At 60.7% G+C, this 22,674-nt stretch carries 22 protein-coding genes; 12 read left to right on the top strand and 10 right to left on the bottom strand.

Translation table 11 applies throughout. The annotated features are described in order from the left end of the window. Positions 1 to 21: 21 nt before the first annotated feature. Positions 22 to 828: a CSS-motif domain-containing protein gene (locus ABOC32_RS17015; RefSeq protein WP_426808068.1), complete on the top strand. Its 807-nt coding sequence runs from the start codon at positions 22 to 24 to the stop codon at positions 826 to 828. Between the two features lie 22 nt (positions 829 to 850). Here the strand turns inward: ABOC32_RS17015 and hppD are convergent, their stop codons facing one another. Beyond that, a complete protein-coding gene (gene hppD / locus ABOC32_RS17010) occupies positions 851 to 1,927 on the bottom strand; it encodes a 4-hydroxyphenylpyruvate dioxygenase (RefSeq protein WP_028613015.1) in 1,077 nt (358 codons plus the stop codon). 299 nt (positions 1,928 to 2,226) lie between these two features. Between hppD and ABOC32_RS17005 the strand changes: the two genes are divergently transcribed. Both ABOC32_RS17005 and rarD read left to right on the top strand, forming a co-directional pair. Then, a complete protein-coding gene (locus tag ABOC32_RS17005) occupies positions 2,227 to 3,813 on the top strand; it encodes an EAL domain-containing protein (protein WP_426808067.1) in 1,587 nt (528 codons plus the stop codon). Between the two features lie 33 nt (positions 3,814 to 3,846). Further along, positions 3,847 to 4,734 (top strand): EamA family transporter RarD, encoded by an 888-nt coding sequence (gene rarD / locus ABOC32_RS17000; protein ID WP_234224959.1) that lies wholly within the window; start codon positions 3,847 to 3,849, stop codon positions 4,732 to 4,734. Here rarD and ABOC32_RS16995 read toward each other — a convergent pair. After that, a complete protein-coding gene (locus ABOC32_RS16995; protein ID WP_426808066.1) occupies positions 4,697 to 6,268 on the bottom strand; it encodes a TerC family protein in 1,572 nt (523 codons plus the stop codon). The two genes, rarD and ABOC32_RS16995, sit on opposite strands and share 38 nt — an antisense overlap. Positions 6,269 to 6,539: 271 nt before the next feature. On the opposite strand from ABOC32_RS16995, the gene ABOC32_RS16990 reads away from it, so the two are divergent. Beyond that, entirely contained in the window at positions 6,540 to 7,121 is a 582-nt protein-coding gene (locus ABOC32_RS16990; RefSeq protein WP_426808065.1) for a LysE family translocator, read from the top strand. On the opposite strand, the gene ABOC32_RS16985 is transcribed toward ABOC32_RS16990, so the two are convergent. From ABOC32_RS16985 to ABOC32_RS16975, 3 genes are all read right to left on the bottom strand, one after another. Continuing rightward, positions 7,114 to 7,902 carry an AraC family transcriptional regulator gene (locus ABOC32_RS16985; protein ID WP_426808064.1) on the bottom strand — a complete coding sequence of 263 codons (789 nt, stop codon included), beginning with the start codon at positions 7,900 to 7,902 and terminating at the stop codon, positions 7,114 to 7,116. The two genes, ABOC32_RS16990 and ABOC32_RS16985, sit on opposite strands and share 8 nt — an antisense overlap. Positions 7,903 to 7,936: 34 nt before the next feature. Beyond that, positions 7,937 to 9,064 (bottom strand): glycosyltransferase 61 family protein, encoded by a 1,128-nt coding sequence (locus ABOC32_RS16980; protein WP_426808063.1) that lies wholly within the window; start codon positions 9,062 to 9,064, stop codon positions 7,937 to 7,939. A 73-nt stretch (positions 9,065 to 9,137) separates the two neighbouring features. Continuing rightward, entirely contained in the window at positions 9,138 to 10,292 is a 1,155-nt protein-coding gene (locus ABOC32_RS16975; RefSeq protein WP_426808062.1) for a hypothetical protein, read from the bottom strand. Positions 10,293 to 10,614: 322 nt separating this feature from the next. Here ABOC32_RS16975 and ABOC32_RS16970 point away from each other — a divergent pair, with 322 nt between their 5' ends. The 5 genes from ABOC32_RS16970 (at position 10,615) to osmE (ending at position 18,559) form a co-directional block, all read left to right on the top strand. Then, complete coding sequence (locus ABOC32_RS16970) at positions 10,615 to 14,436, top strand: dermonecrotic toxin domain-containing protein (RefSeq protein ID WP_426808061.1); 3,822 nt, start codon at positions 10,615 to 10,617, stop codon at positions 14,434 to 14,436. 147 nt (positions 14,437 to 14,583) lie between these two features. Then, positions 14,584 to 16,203 carry an NADP-dependent glyceraldehyde-3-phosphate dehydrogenase gene (locus tag ABOC32_RS16965; RefSeq protein ID WP_426808060.1) on the top strand — a complete coding sequence of 540 codons (1,620 nt, stop codon included), beginning with the start codon at positions 14,584 to 14,586 and terminating at the stop codon, positions 16,201 to 16,203. A gap of 110 nt (positions 16,204 to 16,313) precedes the next feature. Continuing rightward, positions 16,314 to 16,793 (top strand): VOC family protein, encoded by a 480-nt coding sequence (locus tag ABOC32_RS16960; protein ID WP_426808059.1) that lies wholly within the window; start codon positions 16,314 to 16,316, stop codon positions 16,791 to 16,793. Between the two features lie 51 nt (positions 16,794 to 16,844). Then, on the top strand, positions 16,845 to 18,026 hold the full coding sequence (locus ABOC32_RS16955; protein ID WP_426808058.1) for a hypothetical protein: 1,182 nt from the start codon (positions 16,845 to 16,847) through the stop codon (positions 18,024 to 18,026). Positions 18,027 to 18,202: 176 nt separating this feature from the next. Beyond that, positions 18,203 to 18,559 (top strand): osmotically-inducible lipoprotein OsmE, encoded by a 357-nt coding sequence (osmE, locus tag ABOC32_RS16950; protein ID WP_426808057.1) that lies wholly within the window; start codon positions 18,203 to 18,205, stop codon positions 18,557 to 18,559. Between the two features lies 1 nt (position 18,560). On the opposite strand, the gene ABOC32_RS16945 is transcribed toward osmE, so the two are convergent. Continuing rightward, on the bottom strand, positions 18,561 to 18,920 hold the full coding sequence (locus ABOC32_RS16945) for a hypothetical protein (RefSeq protein ID WP_426808056.1): 360 nt from the start codon (positions 18,918 to 18,920) through the stop codon (positions 18,561 to 18,563). A 230-nt stretch (positions 18,921 to 19,150) separates the two neighbouring features. Here ABOC32_RS16945 and ABOC32_RS16940 point away from each other — a divergent pair, with 230 nt between their 5' ends. The 3 genes from ABOC32_RS16940 to ABOC32_RS16930 all read left to right on the top strand — a co-directional run bounded on the left by ABOC32_RS16940 (position 19,151) and on the right by ABOC32_RS16930 (position 20,143). Beyond that, positions 19,151 to 19,465: a hypothetical protein gene (locus ABOC32_RS16940; RefSeq protein WP_426808055.1), complete on the top strand. Its 315-nt coding sequence runs from the start codon at positions 19,151 to 19,153 to the stop codon at positions 19,463 to 19,465. Between the two features lie 115 nt (positions 19,466 to 19,580). After that, the gene (locus ABOC32_RS16935; protein ID WP_234224984.1) at positions 19,581 to 19,781 is read left to right on the top strand and encodes a hypothetical protein; all 201 of its coding nucleotides are present in this window, start codon (positions 19,581 to 19,583) and stop codon (positions 19,779 to 19,781) included. Between the two features lie 146 nt (positions 19,782 to 19,927). Next, positions 19,928 to 20,143 (top strand): hypothetical protein, encoded by a 216-nt coding sequence (locus ABOC32_RS16930; protein ID WP_426808054.1) that lies wholly within the window; start codon positions 19,928 to 19,930, stop codon positions 20,141 to 20,143. 48 nt (positions 20,144 to 20,191) lie between these two features. On the opposite strand, the gene ABOC32_RS16925 is transcribed toward ABOC32_RS16930, so the two are convergent. The 4 genes from ABOC32_RS16925 to ABOC32_RS16910 form a co-directional block, all read right to left on the bottom strand. Next, a complete protein-coding gene (locus tag ABOC32_RS16925; protein WP_426811618.1) occupies positions 20,192 to 20,500 on the bottom strand; it encodes a hypothetical protein in 309 nt (102 codons plus the stop codon). A gap of 94 nt (positions 20,501 to 20,594) precedes the next feature. Beyond that, complete coding sequence (locus tag ABOC32_RS16920) at positions 20,595 to 21,065, bottom strand: DapH/DapD/GlmU-related protein (protein ID WP_426808053.1); 471 nt, start codon at positions 21,063 to 21,065, stop codon at positions 20,595 to 20,597. Positions 21,066 to 21,289: 224 nt separating this feature from the next. Further along, positions 21,290 to 21,658 carry a hypothetical protein gene (locus ABOC32_RS16915; RefSeq protein WP_426808052.1) on the bottom strand — a complete coding sequence of 123 codons (369 nt, stop codon included), beginning with the start codon at positions 21,656 to 21,658 and terminating at the stop codon, positions 21,290 to 21,292. 523 nt (positions 21,659 to 22,181) lie between these two features. Then, entirely contained in the window at positions 22,182 to 22,472 is a 291-nt protein-coding gene (locus tag ABOC32_RS16910) for a hypothetical protein (protein ID WP_426808051.1), read from the bottom strand. Positions 22,473 to 22,674 lie beyond the last annotated feature (202 nt).

Genomic DNA, 22,674 nt, shown 5'->3' with positions numbered 1-22,674 from the left:
TGCCCGGAGAACTGATGCACCATGCTGAAAATCATGCACGCCGGGCGCCGCCTGCGGGAGCTCCTGCTGCTCACCACTGTAGGCCTGGTGCCTGTGATATCCGGTTTGTTGGTGATGATTGTTCAACTGGAAATGAAGCTTGCGGAAAACGCGGCCATTTCTGTTCAGGAAGCGGTTTTCAGCGTTGACCAGGCACTGAATCGACTGCATGAGGCTGGCCAGCGTGCCTTGCCACTGGCAGGCACACCCTGCGAAAGCGCCAGAAGCGTTTTACAGGAGCAGGTCGTGAGCCGCTCCATGCTCAGGTCGTTGACCCTGGTAATGGGCAATGAAGCCTACTGCAGCAGTACTTCAGACTCGCTGGACTACTTATCTGCCTTTAGTTTATCGGGCAAACAGGTCGATTTGTCTTATGGGCAACCTGACAAACGTCGCAAACTGCTGGTGAATTTCTACCTGCAAGGCAGCGGCGGCGGCGTGATCGTCACCGCATATGCCTCACAGCTGCGCAACGAACTGGATGGTTTTCAGGATGGTTTGACACTGCTACTGGAGTTCGGCGAACGCTACATCTGGAGCAAAGGCGATAGCCGTGACGCACAGCGTCCGTCGCAGTCGGAGTTCCTGGCAAGCGCATTCTCGACCAAGTATGGGTACAAGGTAAAAGGCGGCTACGCGCAAGGCTACACCGCCCAGGAAATCCGCCAGTCCATGCTGCAGATCCTGCCCTCGTTGATGCTGGTGGGGATCGTGACCGGCTCGATCGTCTATCTGGGCCTGTTCAGGGCACGCTCCAGCAGCCGTGATAGAGCCGCCAACGCTACATGAAGGCGGCGCTACCCAGACGGCATCAGTCGGTGCTCAGCACACCGCGGCGTACCTGGTCACGTTCGATGGATTCGAACAACGCCTTGAAGTTGCCTTCACCAAAGCCATCGTCACCTTTGCGCTGGATGAACTCGAAGAACACCGGGCCGAGCAGGGTTTCCGAGAAAATCTGCAACAGCAGGCGTTTGTCTTCGGGCTGTGAGGCACCATCGAGGAGGATGCCGCGTGCTTGCAACTGGTCGACCGGCTCGCCGTGACCAGGCAGCCGCTCTTCAAGCATTTCGTAGTAGGTTTGCGGCGGCGCAGTCATGAAGCGCATGCCAAAGCCCTTCAGGGCATCCCAGGTCTTGAGCAGGTCGTCGGTCAGGAAGGCCACGTGCTGGATACCTTCGCCGTTGAACTGCATCAGGAACTCTTCGATCTGCCCGGCACCCTTGGACGACTCTTCGTTGAGCGGAATGCGGATCATGCCATCGGGAGCGGTCATGGCCTTGGACGTCAGGCCGGTGTACTCACCCTTGATATCGAAGTAGCGGATTTCGCGGAAGTTGAACAGCTTCTCGTAGAAGCCAGCCCAGTAGGCCATGCGCCCGCGATAAACGTTGTGGGTGAGGTGGTCGATGATTTTCAGGCCGGCACCCACCGGGTTGCGGTCCACACCCTCGATGAAGTTGAAGTCGATGTCGTAGATCGAGCTGCCTTCTTCGAAGCGGTCGATCAGGTACAGCGGCGCACCACCGATGCCTTTGATTGCCGGCAGGCGCAGTTCCATCGGCCCGGTTTCGATTTCCACGGGCTGGGCGCCCAGCTCCAGGGCTCGGGCATAGGCCTCATGGGCATTGCGCACGCGAAACGCCATGCCACATACAGACGGGCCGTGTTCGGCCGCGAAATACGAGGCGATGCTCTTAGGTTCGTTGTTCAGGATCAGGTTGATGCCACCTTGGCGGTACAGGTGCACATCCTTGGAGCGGTGGCTCGCCACCTTGGTGAAACCCAGAATCTGGAAGACCGGCTCAAGTACGCCCGGGGTAGGCGAAGCCAGTTCGATGAATTCGAAGCCCATCAGGCCCATTGGGTTATCGAAGATATCAGCCATGTTCGTGTCCTCATCTGCAGCGAAAAATTATTGATTGCGTGGGATGTGGAACAGAAACGGGGGGGAGCACGGGATTCCCCGCACGCTGCGGGCGAGGAAGTCACCTATGATCAGCTTGAACCCATGGTATGTCATATGGACCCATTCTCGGCGGGCTTGATCCTTCGGAATTGAAGGACCTTATTGTTGTATTCGTAAATGGATTCTACATGGCGTAAAAAAGTTTGTCGCGTTTTAGTTGGCCGTACGTTCCGACAAGCGGCTATCCTCTCGTTACCCCTCCTACAGATCACTTCAGCATGCCCCTTACTGCTAAACGCCGCGCCAGCCTGGGATGGCGCAACCTGCTGCCCTGGGTCGTCGGCGTGCTGCCGGTATTGTGCGGCCTTGCCGTGATGAACTGGCAGGTCGAGCGCGAGATGCAGGCCAGCAGCGAGGCCACCACCCGCCAGGCGGTAGAGCACGTCGAACGCATCCTCGACAACCTGTCCGGCGCTGCCAATGCGCTACTGCCACTGGTTGCCAGCCCTTGTGACCAGGTCCAGCTTGCGCTGCGTGCCCAGGTGACCCGCAATGCCTTCGTGCGCTCCACCAACCTGTTCAGGCACAACAACCTTTATTGCACGTCGCTGTTTGGCGAATTCGATGAACCAGTGAACGCCAGCGACTACACCGACGGCAAACTGTGGCTGATGGACGGCAACTCGGTCACCCCGGGCCATCCACTGTTGGTGTACCGCGCCAGCGACGGCGACAACGGTGCAATCACCACCGTGGATGGCGACCATCTGCTGACCGCGTTGCGCCTGATCGGCCCCGACGAAGACCTGCAAATACGCGTGGGCAACGCCTGGATGGGCAAGGACGGCGTTGTGCAAAAGGGCGTACCGCCTGCCGCAGCCAGCGCAAACGTGTTGCTCGGCTCCACGCGCTACCCGTTCAGCGTGCAGGGTGGCTACAGTGCCGACAAGCAGGGCCAGTTGCTGCGCAGCCACTACCCTGCCCTGCTCAGCCTGCTGCTGGTGCTGGGTACCGTGGCCGCGCTGGTTTGCCGCTGGCAGATTCGCCGCGCCACCTCGCCCCGCGCCGAGCTGGATCGGGCCCTGCAAGCCGACGAATTCCTGCCGTACTTCCAGCCGGTGGTGCGCAAGGGCGATTACCGCTGGGCCGGTGTTGAAGTGCTGATGCGCTGGAACCACCCGCGAGAAGGCCTGGTTCGCCCTGACCTGTTCATCCCCTATGCCGAGCACAGCGGCCAGATCGTCGCCATGACCCGCTCATTGATGATGCACACTGCCCAGAGCCTGGCGCCCTATGCCGGGCTGCTGGAGGATGGCTTCCACATCGGGGTCAACATCACCGCCGACCACTGCCGCGACCTGCGCCTGCTGGACGACTGCCGCACCTTCCTGCAGCACTTCCCGCCCGGCCGGGTGGTACTGACCCTGGAGCTGACCGAGCGCAAGCTGATCGAGCCCACCCCCGTGACCCTGGAACTGTTCGAGAAACTGCATGCCATGGGGGTGATGATTGCACTCGACGACTTCGGCACCGGGCAGTCCAGCCTCAATTACCTGCGCCAGTTCAAGGTCGACTACCTGAAAATCGACCAGAGCTTCGTCGCCATGATCGGCGGCGATGCGCTGTCGCTGCACATCCTCGAAACCATCATCGAGCTGTCTGCCAAACTTGGCCTTGGCATCGTTGCCGAGGGCGTCGAAACCGACATCCAGCGCGACTACCTGGCCCGCCATGGCGTGGACTTCCAGCAAGGCTACCTGTTCGCCAGGCCCATGCCGGCGGCGCAGTTCCTTGAGGCACTGGCCGCACATCCGGGCGCGTCACGGTTGCCGCAAGGCGCGCCCCCTGAGATCATGCGCGGCTGATCCAACCGCTCAACTCCCCCATTCGAGGCACTTGTGTCAAAAGGCATTGTTTCATCGGTCATGGCGTCCTGTCTGTTCGCTGTGATGTACTTCTATACCTCGCTGCTCGCGCCACTCGATGGCGAAGAGATTTTTGGCTGGCGCACCCTGCTGACGCTGCCCTGCCTCACCTTGTTCATGCTTGTCTCGAAGGACTGGAAACGGGTAGGCGACCTGCTGGGCCGGGTAAAACGCACGCCCGTGCTGTTGCTGGGCATGGTCGGTACGTCGTGGTTGATGGGCGTGCAGTTGTGGCTGTTCCTGTGGGCGCCCCTGCACGGGCGCAGCCTGGAAGTGTCGATGGGCTACTTTCTGTTGCCGCTGGCCATGGTCCTGACCGGGCGGCTGGTGTATGGCGAGCGCCTGTCGCGCCTGCAGAAGGTAGCCGTGGCCTGCGCCGCGCTGGGCGTAGGCCACGAGCTGTACCAAAATGGCAGTTTTGCCTGGGAAACCCTGCTGGTGACGATCGGCTACCCGATCTACTTCGTACTGCGCCGGCGTTGCCGCACCGACCACCTGGGTGGCCTGTGGTGCGACATGTGCCTGTTGCTGCCGTGGGCGCTGTACTTCGTGATCCAGGGCCCGCTTTCGTCTGGCGACCTGCAGGCTCACCCGGGCCTATATGCCCTGATCCCGGTCCTTGGGGCCATCAGTGCCTCGGCCCTGATCGCCTACGTACTGGCCAGTCGCATGCTACCGTTCAGCCTGTTCGGCCTGCTCAGCTACGTCGAGCCCGTGCTGCTGGTGGGGGTGGCGCTGCTGCTGGGCGAAACCATCGGCCCGGATCAGTGGCTGACGTACCTGCCGATCTGGGCCGCGGTGCTGGTACTGGTGCTCGAAGGTTTCAAGCACCTGCTGCGTCAGCGTCGCCGTTCGGTATAAGCCGAACCTGGCGCACGCGGCGCTCTTCCACCGCCTCCACGGTGAGCGTCCAGCCATTCCAGGCCAGGCGATCCCCCACCATCGGCAGGCGGTCGAGCAAGCTCATCACCAGGCCTGCCAGGGTCTGGTAATCGTCTGTGGCACGGGCACTGAAGCCGGTACGTGCCTGCACCTGGCTCAGGTTCAGTGCACCGCTCACCACAAAGCCTTCGCCCTCCTGGACGATACCGGGGCCTTCAACCTCGCTCGCGTCCGGCAGTTCACCGGCAATCGACTCGAGGATGTCGGTCATGGTCAACAGGCCGGTGAAGTCACCGAACTCGTTGATCACGAAGGCGATGTGGGTCGACTGCGCACGCATCTGCTCCAGGGCGTTGAGAATGCTGAAACTCTCCAGCAGGTTCAACGGCGCCCGTACCATGCCTTCCAGATCCGGCTGGTTGCCCGACAACAACTCCTTCAGCAGCTCCTTCTTGTGCACGAAGCCCAGTGGCTCGTCGACACGGCCATTACGTATCAACGGCAGGCGCGAGTACGGCGAGTTGGCCAGGGTCTGGGTAATAACCTCGGCCGGTTGCGCAAGGTCGATCACATCGACCTCGGTACGGGCGGTCATCACCGTACGGATCGGCCGCTCGGCCAGGTTCAGTACGCCACTGATCATCACCCGTTCACGGCGGTCGAACAGCACCTGTTCCTCGCCACCATCGACCAGGTCGGCGATTTCCTCGCCCACCTCGTCAGCCTCGACCCGGCGGCCGCCCAGCAGGCGCAGCACGGCATGTGCGGTGCGCTCACGCAGCGGCCGGTGCTGCTGCAGGCTGCGCTTGCGGCGGGCACGGGCCAGCTGGTTGAACAGCTCGATCAGGATCGAGAAGCCAATCGCCGCGTACAGGTAGCCTTTCGGGATATGGAAGCCCAGGCCCTCGGCGGTGAGGCTGAAACCGATCATCATCAGGAAGCCCAGGCACAGCATGATCACCGTGGGGTGGGCGTTGACGAAGCGGGTCAGCGGCTTGCTGGCAACGATCATGATACCGATCGAGAAGATCACCGCGATCATCATCACCGACAGCTCTTCAACCATGCCCACTGCCGTGATCACCGCATCCAGCGAGAACACCGCGTCCAGCACCACGATCTGGGCGACGATAGGCCAGAATGCGGCATGGCGCAGCGTGCCACTGGCCTGGGTCACATGGCCTTCCAGGCGTTCGTGCAACTCCATGGTGGCCTTGAACAGCAGGAACACACCACCGAACAGCATGATCAGGTCACGGCCAGAGAAGCTCTTGCCGAACACATCGATCAAAGGTGCGGTGAGGGTAACCATCCACGAAATACTGGCCAACAGGCCCAGGCGCATGATCAACGCCAGGCTCAGGCCAATCACCCGCGCGCGGTCGCGCTGATGCGGCGGCAGCTTGTCTGCCAGGATGGCGATGAACACCAGGTTGTCGATACCCAGCACCAGCTCGAGGACAATAAGCGTCAACAGGCCTAGCCAGGCCGTGGGATCGGCTAGCCATTCCATTAGTGGGTACTCACGAGGGAAGCGTCACAAGGACAGAGGAGGGACGGCCTGAAAGGCCAGAGACTGGGGGGCTCCGCGAAGGTGCTCATATATACCTTGATTGAAAATTGGGAAAATAATCCTACAAGCACAGCAGGTTTCTCTGATAGCGCAAAACTATTACAAAACCTGTAACGCATGGGGGTCAGCCTTGGTTGGGGACTTTTATTCAATACTCTAGACAACCAACGGCTGAAAATCATGGTTCCTTGCAACTACCCGGATCCCTCTCATGAGCCTGTCCCTGTCCATGGCCGCCTTCGCACTGGCGGCGTCAATCTCCCCCGGCCCGGTCAACATCGTTGCCCTGAGCAGCGGCGCCAGCCATGGCTTACGCGCCAGCCTGGCCCATGTAGCCGGCGCCACGGTGGGCTTCTGTCTGTTGCTGGTGCTGGTCGGGCTGGGCCTGCACCAGCTGCTGCTGCGCTGGCCTGTGCTGGGCTTGCTGCTGCACTGGGGTGGGGTGATGTTTCTGCTGTACATGGCGTGGAAACTGGCCCGCGACGATGGCCAGCTGACTGGCGCGCACTCAACAACCGCCCCCTCGGCCTGGCACGGCGCGGCCATGCAATGGCTGAACCCCAAGGCCTGGCTGGCGGCAGTGGCCGGGGTCGGCGCCTACACCGGCGGTGAGCAGCACTTGCTGTGGTTGTTCACCTGGATCTACGGGCCGATCTGTTTCATTTCGGTGGCCAGTTGGGCATGGGCCGGCAGCGTGATTCGCCAGTACCTGAGCAACCCACGGCACATGCGCCTGCTCAATCGAGGGTTGGCGGTTTTGCTGGCAGGCAGTGCTGTTTACCTGGTTATCTGACCCCGGTGGCATTGCGGTAGTGACCCGGCGTCGCAGCCAGATGCTTTTTGAACGCCCGCTGCAAATGCGCCTGGTCGGCAAACCCGGCCTCCTGCGCAACCTCGGCAATCGCCCGTCCCTGACGCAACTGCGCCCTGGCCAGCTGAACGCGCTGGTCGAGCAGGTAGCCATGCGGTGTCAGCCCGTAATGTTGGCGAAAGGCACGAATCAGGTAGGCGCGCGACAGGCCGCACGCTGTGCAGATATCTTCCAGGCTCAGCGGGTCGCTGCGATGAGCGCGTATGAACGCTGCTGCCGCGTCCAGCCGTGGGTAGCCTTCGTCACTCACACGGGCATTGGCGCCGAGAAAGCCCGGCAATGAGCCGAACAGCGCGGCCAGGCGGCCTTCCCGGTCAGGCACGCCCGCATCGAACAGGTCTGCGAACGCCTGCAACAACCGTTGGTACAACGCAGGCGAGTCGCTCCAGGCCTGCGTCGGCAACTCAAAGCCTTGTGCCTGCAACCAGGGCAAGTCGACAAAGAGCATCAGGTAAGACCAAGGCTCGCCGTCGATGGGGTTGCAGGTATGCACCACGCCCGGGTTCATCAACACCGTGGTACCGGCCACGACCTCGATGCGCAGGTCACCGCTCAGGTAGGTGCTTCGCCCACCGGTGATCACACCGATTGAAAAGCTCTCATGGGAGTGCGCGGCGTAGCACACCTGCCGCCCGTCCCCTACCCGTCGCGCTTCGACAAAGGGCAATGCAGGGTCACGCCAGAACCGCGAAACCTCGATCATCCCCTTACTCACTCGCTAATGACATGCACCGATACTACACGTTTACCTGTGGAAACAGGTCAAGCGTGCGCTCCACCTCACCGATATCTATGCGAAAGCCATCGCCCTCCGGTATGCCGACCACAAAGCCAAAATGCTGGTGGTCACGGTCCGTCAGGTACTTGTAGTAGCTGACAAAGCGGTTCGGCGGCTGCAAGGTGAGCAGGCAACCGCCTGCCTGAAGCACATTCACCCCGTGCACCAACTGGCTGCCCTCCACGCCGATGACCACCCTGGCCCCGGCACAGGCCGCGACAATACTCGGTAGGTCGGACTTCAGCGGATTGACGACGCGAAAACCACGGGTAACACGCAGGTGCTCGGCAAGCTCCAGTTCGTTGCGCAACAAGCGCAGGTCGCCGTCACCGCCACGCAGCAGGAACACCCCGGGGTGCGGCGCATGCGGCACATGGGATAGCAGCTTGTCACCCATGGCCTGGTAGCGGGCATGCCGGCTGCGGTTGTTGCTTTGGTCGTCGAACAGCACCAGCTCACGGAAAAATGCACTGCGCAGGCGCAGCGGCTTCATGCCCAGCCAGTCTTCATAGGCCGGCGCCTGGGTAAACAGCGGGTACCTGGCCGATGGCGCGGTGGTCACCGGTATGCCTTCGTTACAGGCCAGCGCATAGGTCGGGCAATCTTCCATCAGCCAGGTGCCGAACCACGAGTTGCCGTTCTGCGTGCAATAAATAGCTCCGCGGTCTATTTCGTTGTCCACGATGATGGTCGGGAAAGTGGTCGGCTTCAGCGACAGCCAGTGGCTGGCCTTGCCCTTGTACAACGCGCCGTCGACCAGCCACACATTCTTGATCAGGTAGCCGCGGGTTGGCCCTTGTAGCGTGCTGATGCCGCCCTCCATGGTGCGAGCGGGGTGCACGTAGGGGTAAAAACGCTTGCCCTCCCAGCCCGTGACCCGCTCCAACTGGCCAGGCAGGAAAACGGCCGGCGGCGACACCGTGGTTTCGCCCGGGGCAATGTCCCAACTCTTGGTGGCGATGCTCTTGAGGTCGAGGGCCGTGTTTTTGCCCAGCCGCTTGCGCGCCATGTAGCGGTAGGCGGCCAACGTCCAGGTGTGCTGCCTGGCTGCGGGCGATGCACTGAACTGCGAGATGTCGCTTCCCATGAAGCGTCCTCCCCTGATGACGAAGTCTAAACCCTGGCGTAAAACGCCAGATCAATGCATCCCTGGCAACCACTCAGTTGCACGTGACTCTTTCCATCGTGGGCGGTGACTGCAAGCTTGCGTAACGGCTGCGCAGGGTTTCCACGAACGGTTCACCCGCCTCGTTGCCGCCATAGAGATAAATCTTGTGCAGGCCGCCAAACACCATTTCGTGGTATCGGCTGGCAACCTCTTCATCGCTCGGGCCGTCCGGCAACCCCAGGTGCAGCGTGAGTTTGTCGCCCTCCACTGCAAACATCGGCGTATCCCACAAGAACTTCGCCGTACCGGTCTTGGGTAAGCGAACGAACAGGTAGGCATGGTTACCCAAAGAGTCGATGTCCCCCCCGCGACGGCGCTTCCATTTCAGCAGGCCATCGTCCGGGCGCGCCAGGCAAAGGCCGATGTCGTAATAATCGAAGCCCTGCTCCAAAGCCCACTCAAGCGCCATGAAGGTGGTAATCGAATTGACCTCGCGCAACCGCTTGGCATCACTGAACACCGCCTCGCAATAGCCGAAACGCAACGTGCTCCAGTAACGCTTGCCACCACGTACCACTTCGCAACCCAGATGGCAGCCGATCACGTCGTCACCCAGCATGATCAAGTCGAGCCGGCCGACGCTTTTGGCAATGCGGAACACTTCGTCCGTGGGGAACTGCGCAGCATGGATACCCTGCCTGGCGGTGGCATAGGGGCGCAGCAGCTCACGGTCTGCCATGGCGATCTCGTCGTCCGAGAGTGCCTGGCGCATCTGGTACAGCGGGCGGTTCTTGCGGATGCTGCGCCGCAGCTCGCTGTCATAGCGCGCCGTGATGTCCTCCAGCGAGCGGCCCAGCGGCACTACGGCGCTCAGGTAATGCGGCACTGACAGCGCCCCCGACGAGGGCATTTCGCTGATGACCACGACATGGTTGGCAGCCGCCGTGGCACTTGCACTGTCCACGATCGAAGCGCTGCCCTGGCCCTTGCCACCGATCAGCAGCTTGGCCATTTCCCGCTGTTGCTTGCGGCCGATGTAGAGAATTTCGTACGGGCTCTCCTGCTGTAGCCGAAACCTGGCTACTTCCCAACGCCAGAAACAGGCACGCGCCGCCACTTCCCGAACTTTGCTGGCCAGCAGCCTCATTTCGTAGCGCATGGAGGGTGACAGGTGCTTTCGCGCCACAGCCGTCAAGGTCTCTTTCATTTCTTCTTCGACGTCCTTTGAAGTGCTCTATGGTCTATCTGAAAAAGAGAAAAAATCAGCAAAAACACTTAACGCCTTGATTTTTATAATATGCCCTGCAACTTCGCTATCACATCCAGTAACAATTTAAGATGCCTGCAAACGCTTTGGCAAGCGGCTCCTGGCAGACTTTAGATCAAAGTTCATGGCGTCAAATTTCCTGCGTGATAATCCGCTCCAAGGAGAAGTTTGCTATAAGCGTGCCACTCACACGGTATTTCATTACCACTTGGCTATTGATAATTAGCGTTTGATGCCTTCTTTGCATAAAAGGAGCATCAACATGCCTGAGAACAATCCTCATCAAGCCCTGCTTGAGGCCCAGCTGCCACATTGGGCCCGCCAGGCAAGGCCCAATCAGTGGGCTGCGTTACAACAAAGCCAGGCCAGCCCCTGGCATCAGCAGGACGGGTTCGCCAACGCCGCCCCTGACCTGCGCCAGGCAGTACGCGCCAGCCACGCACGCCTGGTACGTTCACAAGCAGCCTTGGCCCGCTCACTCAAAGGCCTCGAACAGATCAATGGGTTCGCCGAGCCTTTGCTGCAAAGTTTTCTTGCCGAACAAGGCTTTCACGCACCCGTACACAACTCACGGCTGTTGCGTGTTGAGCGCACCTGGCACTGGAACGTCCTGCGCTATCTCTACAGCCATCGTATCGACAACCTGTTACAGGCTGCGCTGCAAAACTTTGCCGATGACGAGGCGTTTACGCCTCAGAGTGCCATTGCCCTGAGCGGCAACATCCAAGTCACCCGCATTCAAGTTCAAGGCTCCGCAGTCATCGGCATGCAGGCGCCTGTGGCGTACTTTCCACTCACCTCGGAGCGCTACAAGGTTGAGCCGCTCCCCCTCTCGCCCGTTACGTTCGCAAAATGTTGCCGTGAGCTGGACCTGGGTGGCGCCTACCAAATCCATCTGGAGCAGCAGTTCGCCCAGCCAAACGTCCGCGAGCAAGCCATCAGGGTGCAAAAAGCCCGTCTGCGCCTGGCGGCCGACCTCGCCTACCTGCGCCACCACATCAACGGCAACACACACGATCAGGTGCAACGATTGCTGCAAGGCAGCACCGTGAATTGCTGGCAGCTTGCGCTGTTCGGCATCAACCTGCAGGAAGCCATGCTGATCGACGCAGGACCCGCAGGATTGGCCCTTTACTTGCCAGGGCATGATCCAGCCCTGCGTCAATGCAAAGACCTTGATGCAGTGCACGATGCACTGGCAACCCTGCTGCTGGAACCGGATGCACGGCAGGCATTCGCGGCGTACGTCGTGCGGGACGAGCGCGCGCGCTTTCTCGATCTGTTGCAACAGAACCTCGATGCCTCAGGCAACACTGCCAATGACCGCCCATGGCAGCGCGCGGCACAGGCGGACTTGCGCCCGACGCGCCACGCCATCACGGCAGAACCTTTCGGCTACTTTCAGGACCTGCACCTGACCCGCCTCAAGCATGAGGCCAGCCTGGTGGCGGTACCGACAGCCCAGGCAGATGCGAATGCACGGGCCAGGCGCCTGGCTGAATGGGAAAGCCTCGGCTGGGATGTGCTCAACCTCGCCGGGTTCTTCATACCGGGTGTAGGCCCCTTGATGCTGGGCGTCACGGCCTGCCAACTGCTGGGTGAGGTATTCGAGGGCTACGAAGCCTGGGAGGAAGGCGACCGCCGCCTGGCCTTGCGTCATCTGGAGGCTGTCGGCCTGAACCTGGCCCTGATGGGCGGTTTTATCGCGGCAGGTCACTTGGTACCCAGGCTGTTCAGTAGCCCGTTGATGGAAAACCTGCAGGAAGTGCCCGTCAGCAACGGAGGCTACCGGCTGTGGAACCAGGACCTGGCCCCTTATCGCAGTAGCATCGAGCTGCCAGAGCACCTGCAGCCCAATGCGCAAGGCCAATACCTGCACGAGGGGCAGCAGTTCATACGCATGGACGGCCATCTGTACCAACAACACTTTGACAACACGCTGCAGCAATGGCGCATCATCCACCCGGACGCGCAGGATGCCTGGCAACCACCGCTGGAACACAACGGGCAAGGCGCCTGGCGCGGCCAGCATGAGCAGCCCTCCCAGTGGCCTTTCGCAACACTCGCGCGCAGGCTGGGTGAGCCGTTCGCAGCGTTCGCCCCCCAGCAGCTGGAGCAGGCCGGGCGCATCTGCGGCATCGACGCCGAACACCTGCGCCAGGTGCACCTGCACGATCAGCCAGCCCCGCCGCTGTTGCTCGACACCCTGGAGCGCATGACAGCACAGGCCGAAGTACGCGCCATTGGGCCAGACGCAACGCCGCAATTGTTCGACCAGCTGTACAACGGCAGCACACCCATCGCCCCTGCAACGCAGCAGCTGCTTACAGCGTACCCGCGCCTTTCTCCGGCCCTCGCCAGGCGTTTTCTGGCAACAATGGACAATGCCGAAGCACTCGCCTGGCAAGAGCACGGTCAGTTGCCCGCAGCGCTTGGGCAGCAGATCGAACACGTTCACAGTGAGCTGCCGCTGGTACGTGCCTTGGAGGACGTGTTGCAACCTGCGTGGTGTAACGCCGACAGTGAGCGCCTGGTGTTCAGTGCGCTCGATGCGATGCCCGAATGGCCTGCGGACCTTCGCCTGGAGTTGCGTGCCGGTAGCCCGCAAGGCCCAGTGTTGGAGCATGTCGGCGGTGAACAGGCCACCACCGTGTGCCGGGTAATCAAAGCTGCCGGTGGCTATGAAGCCGATTTGGGAGAGCGCCCGGCGCCTGCGCAGCGGGATTCGGACCTGTGCCGTGCCTTGAAGCAGGCGCTGCCAACTTTGCAGCGCGAAGCGTTGGGCATTCGTGATGACAACGTGCTGCGCCTGCGGGTACTGGCATGGGCCGACGAGCAACGGCCGGTGCTGGCACAACGGCTCTGGGGAGTACGCCCCCGGCAGCGCAAACCCCAAGGCTGGCTGCGCGGCGGCCGTCCCTTGGCGCCTCTGCACGCTCCAGCGGGTCAGACCGGCTCGTTGGCGGCGGCGTACCGCCGGATCTTCCCAGAGGCTACCGATGCAGAGTTCGCCGACTGGCTGGGCGACGAACAGGAAGAGCACAACCCTTATGACATGCGTTCTGCCACCGAGCGCCTGCGGGACCTGCAACAGCGTCTGGACACCCTGCGGCGAAACCTGCGGCAATGGGCAACGCCTGACCCATCAAGCCCACACCAGAGGCATCGGGCCATCCGTCCGATCATCAACGCCTGGCGCCGCCTTTCCTCGCTGCAATACGGACGCGATGGGCGCATTTTCAGCCTCGACCTTTCCAGCCTCGACCTGTGCAACGACGACCTGGCCAGCCTGACCCTACCCGACGATTTCACCCACATCGAGCACCTTTCCCTCAGCAACAACCGGTCGCTCAGCCACCTCCCGGCTGAATTCTGCGAGCGATTCCCCAAGCTCAAGCGCCTGTTGCTGACCAACTGCCGATTCCAGCGCCTGCCCCTCGTAGCCAACCCAGAGCAGTTGCTCTGGCTGGACCTGGACAGCAATCGCATCACCTGGGATGGCCAGGCCCAGCTTGCGCTCAACCAGTTCACCCAGCTTGGCGCGCTTGATCTGACTGACAACCCGCTGCTTCAGGCACCAGACCTGCACGGGCTTACCGAGCTCAGGACCCTGTTTCTGTCCGGTTGTTCGCTCACCGAGTTACCTCAGGGCCTGGAACGGGTGAGTGAGCCTCTGGTGCTGGATCTTTCGTCCAACCAGTTCCAGCAACTGCCTGCTGCGTTCACCGTTCCGGGCCCGGTAGCTGAAACCCTGAGCCTTGAAAGCGAGTGGCTGGGGCAGGCAGCGCTGGTTGAAATCGAGGCTTACCACGCCGCCCACGGCGTGGATCTGATGGTATGCGACAGTGACTATCTGGAGTTCTTCTACAATACAGGCCCGGCACAAGCAGCATTGTGGCAACGCTTGCCACTGCAGTTTCGCCGTGACCTTCGGCCTTTGCTCGATCGCGAACCTTTCCTGTCACAACCGAATCAAGCCCGCCGGGAATTCTGGCGAAGACTGGCAGTGATAGACACGGACCCTGTACTGCGCCAGGAGTGGCTCACTCACCCGCCATACAACCTCTTCAATCTGCCGCTTTGATCCTGGATGCGGTGCCTGCCGAGTCATTAGCAGGCACCAGCGGCCAGGTTGAGCCAGACTGGTGTTTTTCCAGCAGCCGGTGCATGCTCGAAGCTGAAGCGATTCACCCGGCTTGATACCCGCCCAGCTATGTGAGGTGCAGTACCCATGGACCGTCTGCTCGATTCACTCTTCCCCAGCGCCGAGAACATCCCGGAAACCTGGCGCCTGGAAGCCCCTCTGGAACAACGCGACTATCTGGTCAACGGCGAGCTCAGGCGCTGGGACGGCCCCCTTGCCACGGTGCGCAGCCCTGTCTGGCTCAAGGAGGGCTCCGAAGAGCGCCAGGTTGTGCTCGGCAGCGCCCCGCTGCTCGATGCCGACACCGCCCTTACCGCACTCGACGCCGCCGTGCAGGCCTATGACAAGGGCCGTGGGGCCTGGCCGAACATGCGTGTGGCCGAACGTATCCAGCATGTCGAAACCTTCCTGGCACGCATGCGCGAGCAGCGCCAGGCGGTGGTCAAGCTGCTGATGTGGGAGATCGGCAAGAACCTCAAGGATTCGGAAAAGGAATTCGACCGCACCTGCGATTACATCGTCGACACCATCAACGCTCTCAAGGACCTCGACCGCCGCTCCAGCCGTTTCGAGCTCGAACAAGGCACACTGGGCCAGATCCGCCGTGCACCGCTGGGCGTTGCGCTGTGCATGGGGCCATATAACTACCCGCTGAACGAAACCTTCACGACGCTGATCCCGGCGCTGATCATGGGTAACACCGTGGTGTTCAAACCGGCCAAGTTCGGCGTATTGCTGATTCGTCCGTTGCTCGAAGCTTTCCGCGACAGCTTCCCGCCGGGGGTGATCAACGTGATCTATGGTCGCGGCCGGGAAACGGTCAGCGCACTGATGGCCAGCGGCAACGTCGATGTGTTCGCCTTCATCGGCACGCACAAGGCCGCCAGCGACCTTAAAAAGCTGCACCCACGCCCCCACCGCCTGCGTGCGGCGCTGGGCCTGGATGCCAAGAACCCGGGCATCGTGCTGCCACAGGTCGACCTCGACAATGCCGTCGAAGAAGCGGTTACTGGCGCGCTGTCGTTCAACGGCCAGCGCTGCACGGCGCTGAAGATCCTGTTCGTGCACGAGGACGTGGTCGACGCCTTCCTCGACAAGTTCCAGCGCAAACTGGCCGCGCTCAAGCCCGGCATGCCCTGGGAACCGGGTGTCGCGCTGACGCCACTGCCGGAGCCCGGCAAGGTCGACTACCTCGACGGCCTGGTCGCCGATGCCACAGCCAAGGGCGCGCGCGTGCTGAACGAAGGTGGCGGGCAAAGCCGCGGGTCGTTCTTCTACCCGGCCTTGCTATACCCGGTGAACCACGACATGCGCGTGTACCACGAGGAGCAGTTCGGCCCCCTGGTACCCGTAGTGCCCTACCGCGACCTGCAAACCGTGATCGACTACGTGCTGGACTCCGATTACGGCCAGCAGCTGAGCCTGTTCGGCAACGACCCGGCGACTATCGGCAGCCTGGTCGACATCTTCGCCAACCAGGTGGGGCGCATCAACATCAACGCGCAATGCCAGCGCGGCCCCGACACTTACCCGTTCAACGGCCGCAAGAACAGCGCCGAAGGCACCCTGTCGGTGCATGACGCCCTTCGCGTGTTCTCGATCCGCACCTTGGTCGCCACGCGCTTCCAGGAAGCCAACAAGGAACTGATCAGCGAAATCATACGTAACCGCCAGTCGAGCTTCCTGACCACCGACTACATCTTCTGACAGAAGCACTTATAGAAAATCGATCTAGCGCCATTGTCGATTTTCCATCGGCGCAAACGACTCTAAGCAACAGGGCGCCCTCCGGCGCCCACTGCAAAGGAGAGTCGAACATGGCAGTCAAACCCATCCCCGAAGGCCAGCACAGCATCACCCCCTACCTGGCCATCAACGACGCCGCCAAAGCCATCGAGTTCTACAAGCAGGCCTTTGGTGCGGTCGAGATGTTCCGCCTCGATGCCCCTGGTGGGCGCGTGGGCCATGCCGAACTGCGGATCGGTGATTCGTCGCTGATGCTGGGCGACCCCTGTGACATGGAAGGCGGCCTTACCGCCAGCCAGAAGCTCAGTGGCGCAGGCGTTGGCCTGCACCTCTATGTCGAGGACTGCGACAAGGTCTACGCCCAGGCCCTGGCGGCTGGTGGCACGCAGTTGCACCCTTTGACCGACCAGTTCTACGGCGACCGCAGCGGTACCCTGAAAGACCCGTTCGGTAATATCTGGTTCGTCTCTACCCACAAGGAGGACCTGAGCCCCGACGAAATTCGTGCCCGCGCCGCGAAGATGTTCGGTGGTAACCCAGCGGCAAGTTGAAAGCGGCGCGACTTTGCTTGAAGCTTGAGGCTCGTAGCCTGGAGCTGCTTCATGCGAATCATCGACAAAACCGCTGCGCAGGTGCGCAGCCTGACCCCCGCCGAAGAGGACCTGCTGGTCGGCTTTGCCACCGGCAGCCTCGTCGGCCCCCGCCTGCTGCAGGCCAACCAACTACTGATGAAGGTACGCAACGCCAACCAGTGGCTGGCCTGCGACTGTCGCAACGATGCCTTGCCGGTGCTCAATGTCACCCTTAACGGCAGCACCGGCACCTTGTTTCTCAAGAACAACCCGGGCACCGCCGAGCACGCGCCTGGCTGCCCGTTCACCAAAGACGAGCGGGAGGCCGCCGAGCGCGAAGACGACCCCGCGCCACCCGCCGCCTGGCTACCGCCCGACACGCCATTACGCCTGATCGGTGACTTTCGCGCCGGTACCGACAGTGCCACCAGTGAGGGTAACGACCGGCGCGAACAGCAGCGCCTGCTGTCGCTGTTGCTGACCTGGATCGAAACCAGTGGCCTCAACCTCTACGCGACTCACCTGAAAAAAGACCTGACCACGCAGTTTGCCGAATTGCGCAGCGTGGCCAGCCGCTACCCGCTGCTGGAACGGGTACCTGCCAGCAACTACCTGGAAACCCGGCTGGACATGAAGCACATGATGATGCTCAAGTCCCGCCTGCGCGAAGCCACCGTGTTCGGCAACCATCGCCGCCATGGGCTGATGCTGGACTGCGTCGACCAGATCAAAGGGCGCAAGCTGTTCAACAACCGCAGTGAAGACGGCTTCGACTTCCAGGGGCACCACCTGTACTGGGGCGGTAGCCGCACCACCGGGCCGTTGCTGGCGCTGGTGATCTACTCGCCAACCAGCGCCGGTAGCCACTTCTACGAGCTGATCCATGTGGCCAGCGTGCCGGTGCTGTCCCGCGCGCATCTGTTCCCGGTGTATCGCGATGAAGAGCGCGAACCGCTCAAGGCCCTGGTGTCGCTGATCGACTGGATGGCCAGCAAAGGCGTCAAGGTGCAGATGCGCCGGCCGGTGATCGGCGGCCAGGTGATGGATGAACTGGTGCTGACCTCGGACCAGGACAGGGTGTTGTCCGTGTCGCTACTGGAACAGCCCATCGGGCCAGAGCCAGACACCGAAAACTTCAAGCGCTACGCCGACTTCAAGAGCCTGGAAACCTTCCGCAAGTTCGTTGCCGGTTTCTTCATGCGCGAACGCTGAACGCCGGACAGCACAAACCCCGCTGCAAGCCCGCCAACTCTGTAAAAGCGGATGCGCGAGACGTACAGGCGTATGATGAAAAACCGGGCGGATTGATGCTGTGGCGTACCACAATCCATCTGTAGGAGCGGCCCCAGCCACCTGCCTTCATCGGCGTCCTCTACTGGAGCACTGCCATGAACACTTCCCTTCACGCGCTGCTTTTCGCCGTGGCTACGCTTGCTGCCTGCTCATCCAGCTCTGCGCAGTACCACGACCAGCCACTGGTGGCCAAGGTCGATACCGGCATGAGCAAAGACCAGGTGATGCAAATAGGCGGCAAACCCGAGGCCGAGTCCGACCGCACCGTGGTGCCTGGTACCTGCTTCGACTACACGCTGACCAAGGCCGGTAAACGGCAACCCTACAGCGTCAGCTTCGACGGCAACGACAAGGTGGACAAGACCGCCTTCATGACCTGCGCCGAATGGAGCAATGCCCAGCATAAAGCCCGCTTGCCCAGCATGGGCGGCTCGAGCGGTTCGGGCTACTGACTCAGTCCAGGCATTCCTTGGCAGCCTGGCGCAATTTGTCGCCAGACAAAAAGCTGCCCTTGTAGAAGGTCGCGCGGCTGCCCTCGCGAGAGTCGACCACGTCCAGCACATCATCACTGGCCACCGCACTGGATGCCGTCAGCCGGTAACCGTGGGCTATCGACTTCTGTGTGGCCTGGGGTGCCAAGACTTGCCACTTGGGCAGGACACAGGCGGCGTACTGCTGCGGTGTTTTTTTGGTCAGCTTGCTGGCAGTGGGTTTGCCGGGCGTCGCGCAGCCGACAAGAGTGGCAACTAACGCAGAAGCGATGAAAATACGAAAAGTAGGCATTTGCAATTGGCCGTCAGGGATACGCTGCATTCTAGCGAGGGTTGCGCCGAGTTTCTAATCAACCAAGGTCTGGCGGCTGAATTTCGCGTAATTGACACAGCAACAACGCGCCAGCAACAAAAAAAACACATAGCAGGTTGTTTATTAGAGCCCGGGAGCAGCAATTAATTGTTGGGCCCCAAGGAACGAATTCATCCTGCCCTGCTTCTGATTAACATCAGGCCACGGCATCACCGGCCGGCTTTGCTCAGGAGAACCCCATGCTCTGGTGGCTGGAACTACTCGCCCAATATGCAACCTCCACCGGCCTCGCCGTACTCTGTATTTTCGTGTTCTGGGCTTATGGCCTGGCATTCGGCAGGGCCTACTTGAAGCTCCTTTCTGGCCTGCTGGCCGCCATGCTGCTCATGATCGCCGCATGCCCGCATGGTGTGGACTTTGCGCTTGGCAAACACCTGGCGCAGGGTCATACCAGTGCTTTGCTGCTGTTTCTTGCAGATGCAACAGGCGTGATCACGGCGGTGGTAGTGGCCTCGTTTTTCTTCAACCCAGGGCGTTTGCCGGACGAAGCCTGAGCGGGAGCAATAGAAAGCACCTGGTATTTCTGCCAGTAGCATGGGCGGCTGAACGTTGAGAAAGTGAAACAGCCAATGGGGCATCACACCGCGACTCGGCCAGGAACTACACACCATGCAAAAGAACGCCAACAACACTCAATTCTTCTATCAGAATGGCAAGCTGGTCACGCTTAAAACCGGTGAGCAGGGCCGTAGCATCTTCCGCTCCTCGGATGTGCCACTTGCCGAGCAACAATCAGACGGCACCCACACCAGCGGATTGCTGGTCACCGACGACAAGGGTTCTGTGCTGCAGGTGCAGGAAAAAAGCTGAAACCTCTGACGCCACTGCATGGATCGCACACGCTTTTCAGCGTTCGGGCAAGGATAGGCCTTCCACAAATCTGTTGCGTTTCACCCTGCCCTGAGGCGATGCTCACAGGACCGTTGAAGCAATAGACAAGGAAGGCCTTTAGCACCATGGAGACGCTTCACAGCATCAAGTCGGATCTGGTCCGAACAGCCGACCATCTGGAAAAACTCAGTCAGGCCATGAGTGGCCACGCCCGGTTCATGGAGGCGCGAGGTAGCTCGCAGAGCGAGATCGATGTCACGGCGCACATCAGGTCCATCGATGTGGTTGCGGACGAGCTGCGCTCTGTCGCAGCAAAAATCGACGACATTGAAGGCGCTTGAGGATGAGCGAACCTGGTGACTGCGCTCATCAGGTGCCCGGGCAGCTAGTCAGCTGAACTTGAGCTTCGCCACTTTGCTCAGCGCCCAACCACTGAAGACGTAAAACGCATCGAGGTAGAAGCGCCCCGCATAGTTGGGCAATGGCGCGTTGTTCAACAGCACATCCGGGTCGGGCGCCGGTGGGAACAGGGCATAAACGCCGTTGGGTAGTACCGCCAGGGCCAGCAACAACAGGTAAGTCGAGGCTTGCAGCAGGGTGCGACGGCTGCTGAATCTGGCGGACCATTTCAGGCCGAAGTATGCAACCAGGCCGGCAACGGGCAACACCCAGAAATGCGTCGGGATCCCAATGAACATTTCGGCGACAACGCTTCTAGCTTCCACCTACTGTTCTCCATCCAAATGCGTGAATTATCGCGGGCATCTCAGGCAAATGCAAAACAGGCAATGCTCAAGTCGCTACTGGTTCTACCAGCCACTTCTTGAACTTGGCCGGTGAACCTGCATAAAGCGCGTTGGGTGGAACATCCTGGGTTACCACGCTGTTCGCCGCGACCACACTGTTGTGCCCGATACTGATACCGGGCAAGACCACCGCACCCGCACCAATCCAGGCATTGTCACCCACGGTGATTGGGGCAATGTAGTCATTGTCCTTGCGCCGCTCCGGATTCAGATCGTGGCTGGTCGTGCACAAACGTACTTGTGGGCCGAGCATGGCCATACGGCCGATGCGGATAGTCGCTTCGTCGAGAAACACACATCCGCTGTTGATGAAAGCGCCCTGCCCCAGTTCAAGATTGCCGCGTTCGAAGTAGAACGGCGGCCGAATGACCACATGGCTTTCAGTGCTGGCACCTGTTTTGGCAAGGAGGCGATTAACCTGCTTCTTGCCCAGGTCATGCGTGTCCAGCAAGCGCATGAACTGACGCGGAGATAAGGTTCTTTTGAGTTTTGCGACGAATAGGAGCAAGCGAGAAACCCGACGGTGGTGATGGCTTGGTTTGCGTCATCATGACACTACGGAGCGGATTATCGGCAATTTCTGCTGTTTCTTGAACCGGCAAGCGTATCCCCGGCCGACACTCCCAAAACACAAAAAGCCCGCTCTCGACGGCGGGCTTTTTGTGTTCGAAGGTCAGTTGATCATGCTTTTGAACACATCAACGCGGCATCCAGCAACCGGCCATGGTCGTACCAGGCATCACGTTGATAGGCCGTGAACTGGTGCTGGCCTCCCGTACTGCGCAGCTCCACAAGTCCCTCTGCCTTGCTGGGGTCGGTGCTTTCGATGAACAGCCTGACAGAATTATCGCCGTCGACCTCGTAGGTTTTCACACTCCCTGGAAGTTCGCCCTTCACGCACCCCAGATACGCGGGTGGGCTTTTCGCGGTGGTGCCAGAGGTATAATCATGCCCGTCACGCACGTCAGGGTTTTGTGCGCAACCTGCCATGAACACTGTGGCGAAGGTAGACACAAGCAATGCGCCTGCTACCGATCTTGAACGCTTCACGCGACACACTCCTGCTCCCCCACCGAGAACCTGGGAAAGTGTTACCAAGTAGCACGCCCATTTTTTAGTTTTCGTGAGCCCATGTTACTGCTCAATGACAACCGTGCCATAGGGTTGTTTGCTATATGGGTCCAGGATGCATTTGAGGTGCGGGCAGGCTTTTCTTCAGCGGGTTTTCTGGCAAGCATCAGACAGGCCAGCCTGGCCGCTGGCCTTCCTGCTCGCAAGGGTTCGGGCGAGGCTCGGGCATGTCAGAGTCGGATGGGTATAAGCGACTGCAATTGGCCCCAACTCCGAGTATTACCGAGCCCACTTTCGGGGTCAGGCAATGGCCTTCAGAAACACTAAGGTTGCCACCAGGTCCAGGACCAGCACAGCAGCCACAACGAAAACCATGTAATAGCGGTCATCCTGAGTCATTTCGGCGCTCTCCGCGAGATCAATGTCTCAGGGTCACAGCAATTACCGTTCCAGCACCGAAACCCATCCCGTTGCTACCACTGCGCTCATGCGTGGTGGCCTTTTACGACGCCTTGACCTGGCATACCCCGTTGGCTTTGTTCTTGCCGGTATACGAGACATCGGGCGAACCGTCGGGGTTGATCGACAGTGAAACCGTCACCCCGCTGCCCTTGGCTTCGAAGTAGTTATCGCTGAACTTCTTCAGCTTGCCTTCCTTGCCATTGATATAGATCGGCCCGCCTTTGTCGGCATGGACCTCGATGTCGCCGGGGCACGTTGCGTTCAACAGCGGAATCCCGGCCTGGGCAGCGCCCGACGCTACCAGAAAAGCACCCAGCAATAACCGTTTCATCTCACGCACCTCCAGTGCATTGACCGAGATCGAAGCAATAGCGCAGATCGGCACTGGCCGCCAGCGCCTTATCGCTTAGCGCTCGATGCAGGCATAAGACTACCCAGGAAGAAAATGACCGCGGGCCCCACAAGCCAACTGACGCTCGTCCCTGGGCTAACAGCCGGTACGACAAGAGTGAGTGCGTACAGGCCTATTCCTG

The sequence above is a fragment of the Pseudomonas sp. WOUb67 genome (genome assembly GCF_050058005.1).
Lineage (GTDB): Bacteria > Pseudomonadota > Gammaproteobacteria > Pseudomonadales > Pseudomonadaceae > Aquipseudomonas > Aquipseudomonas putida_R.
Note: the sequence above shows the minus strand (reverse complement) of the source record. Positions and strands in the feature narration are given on the sequence as shown.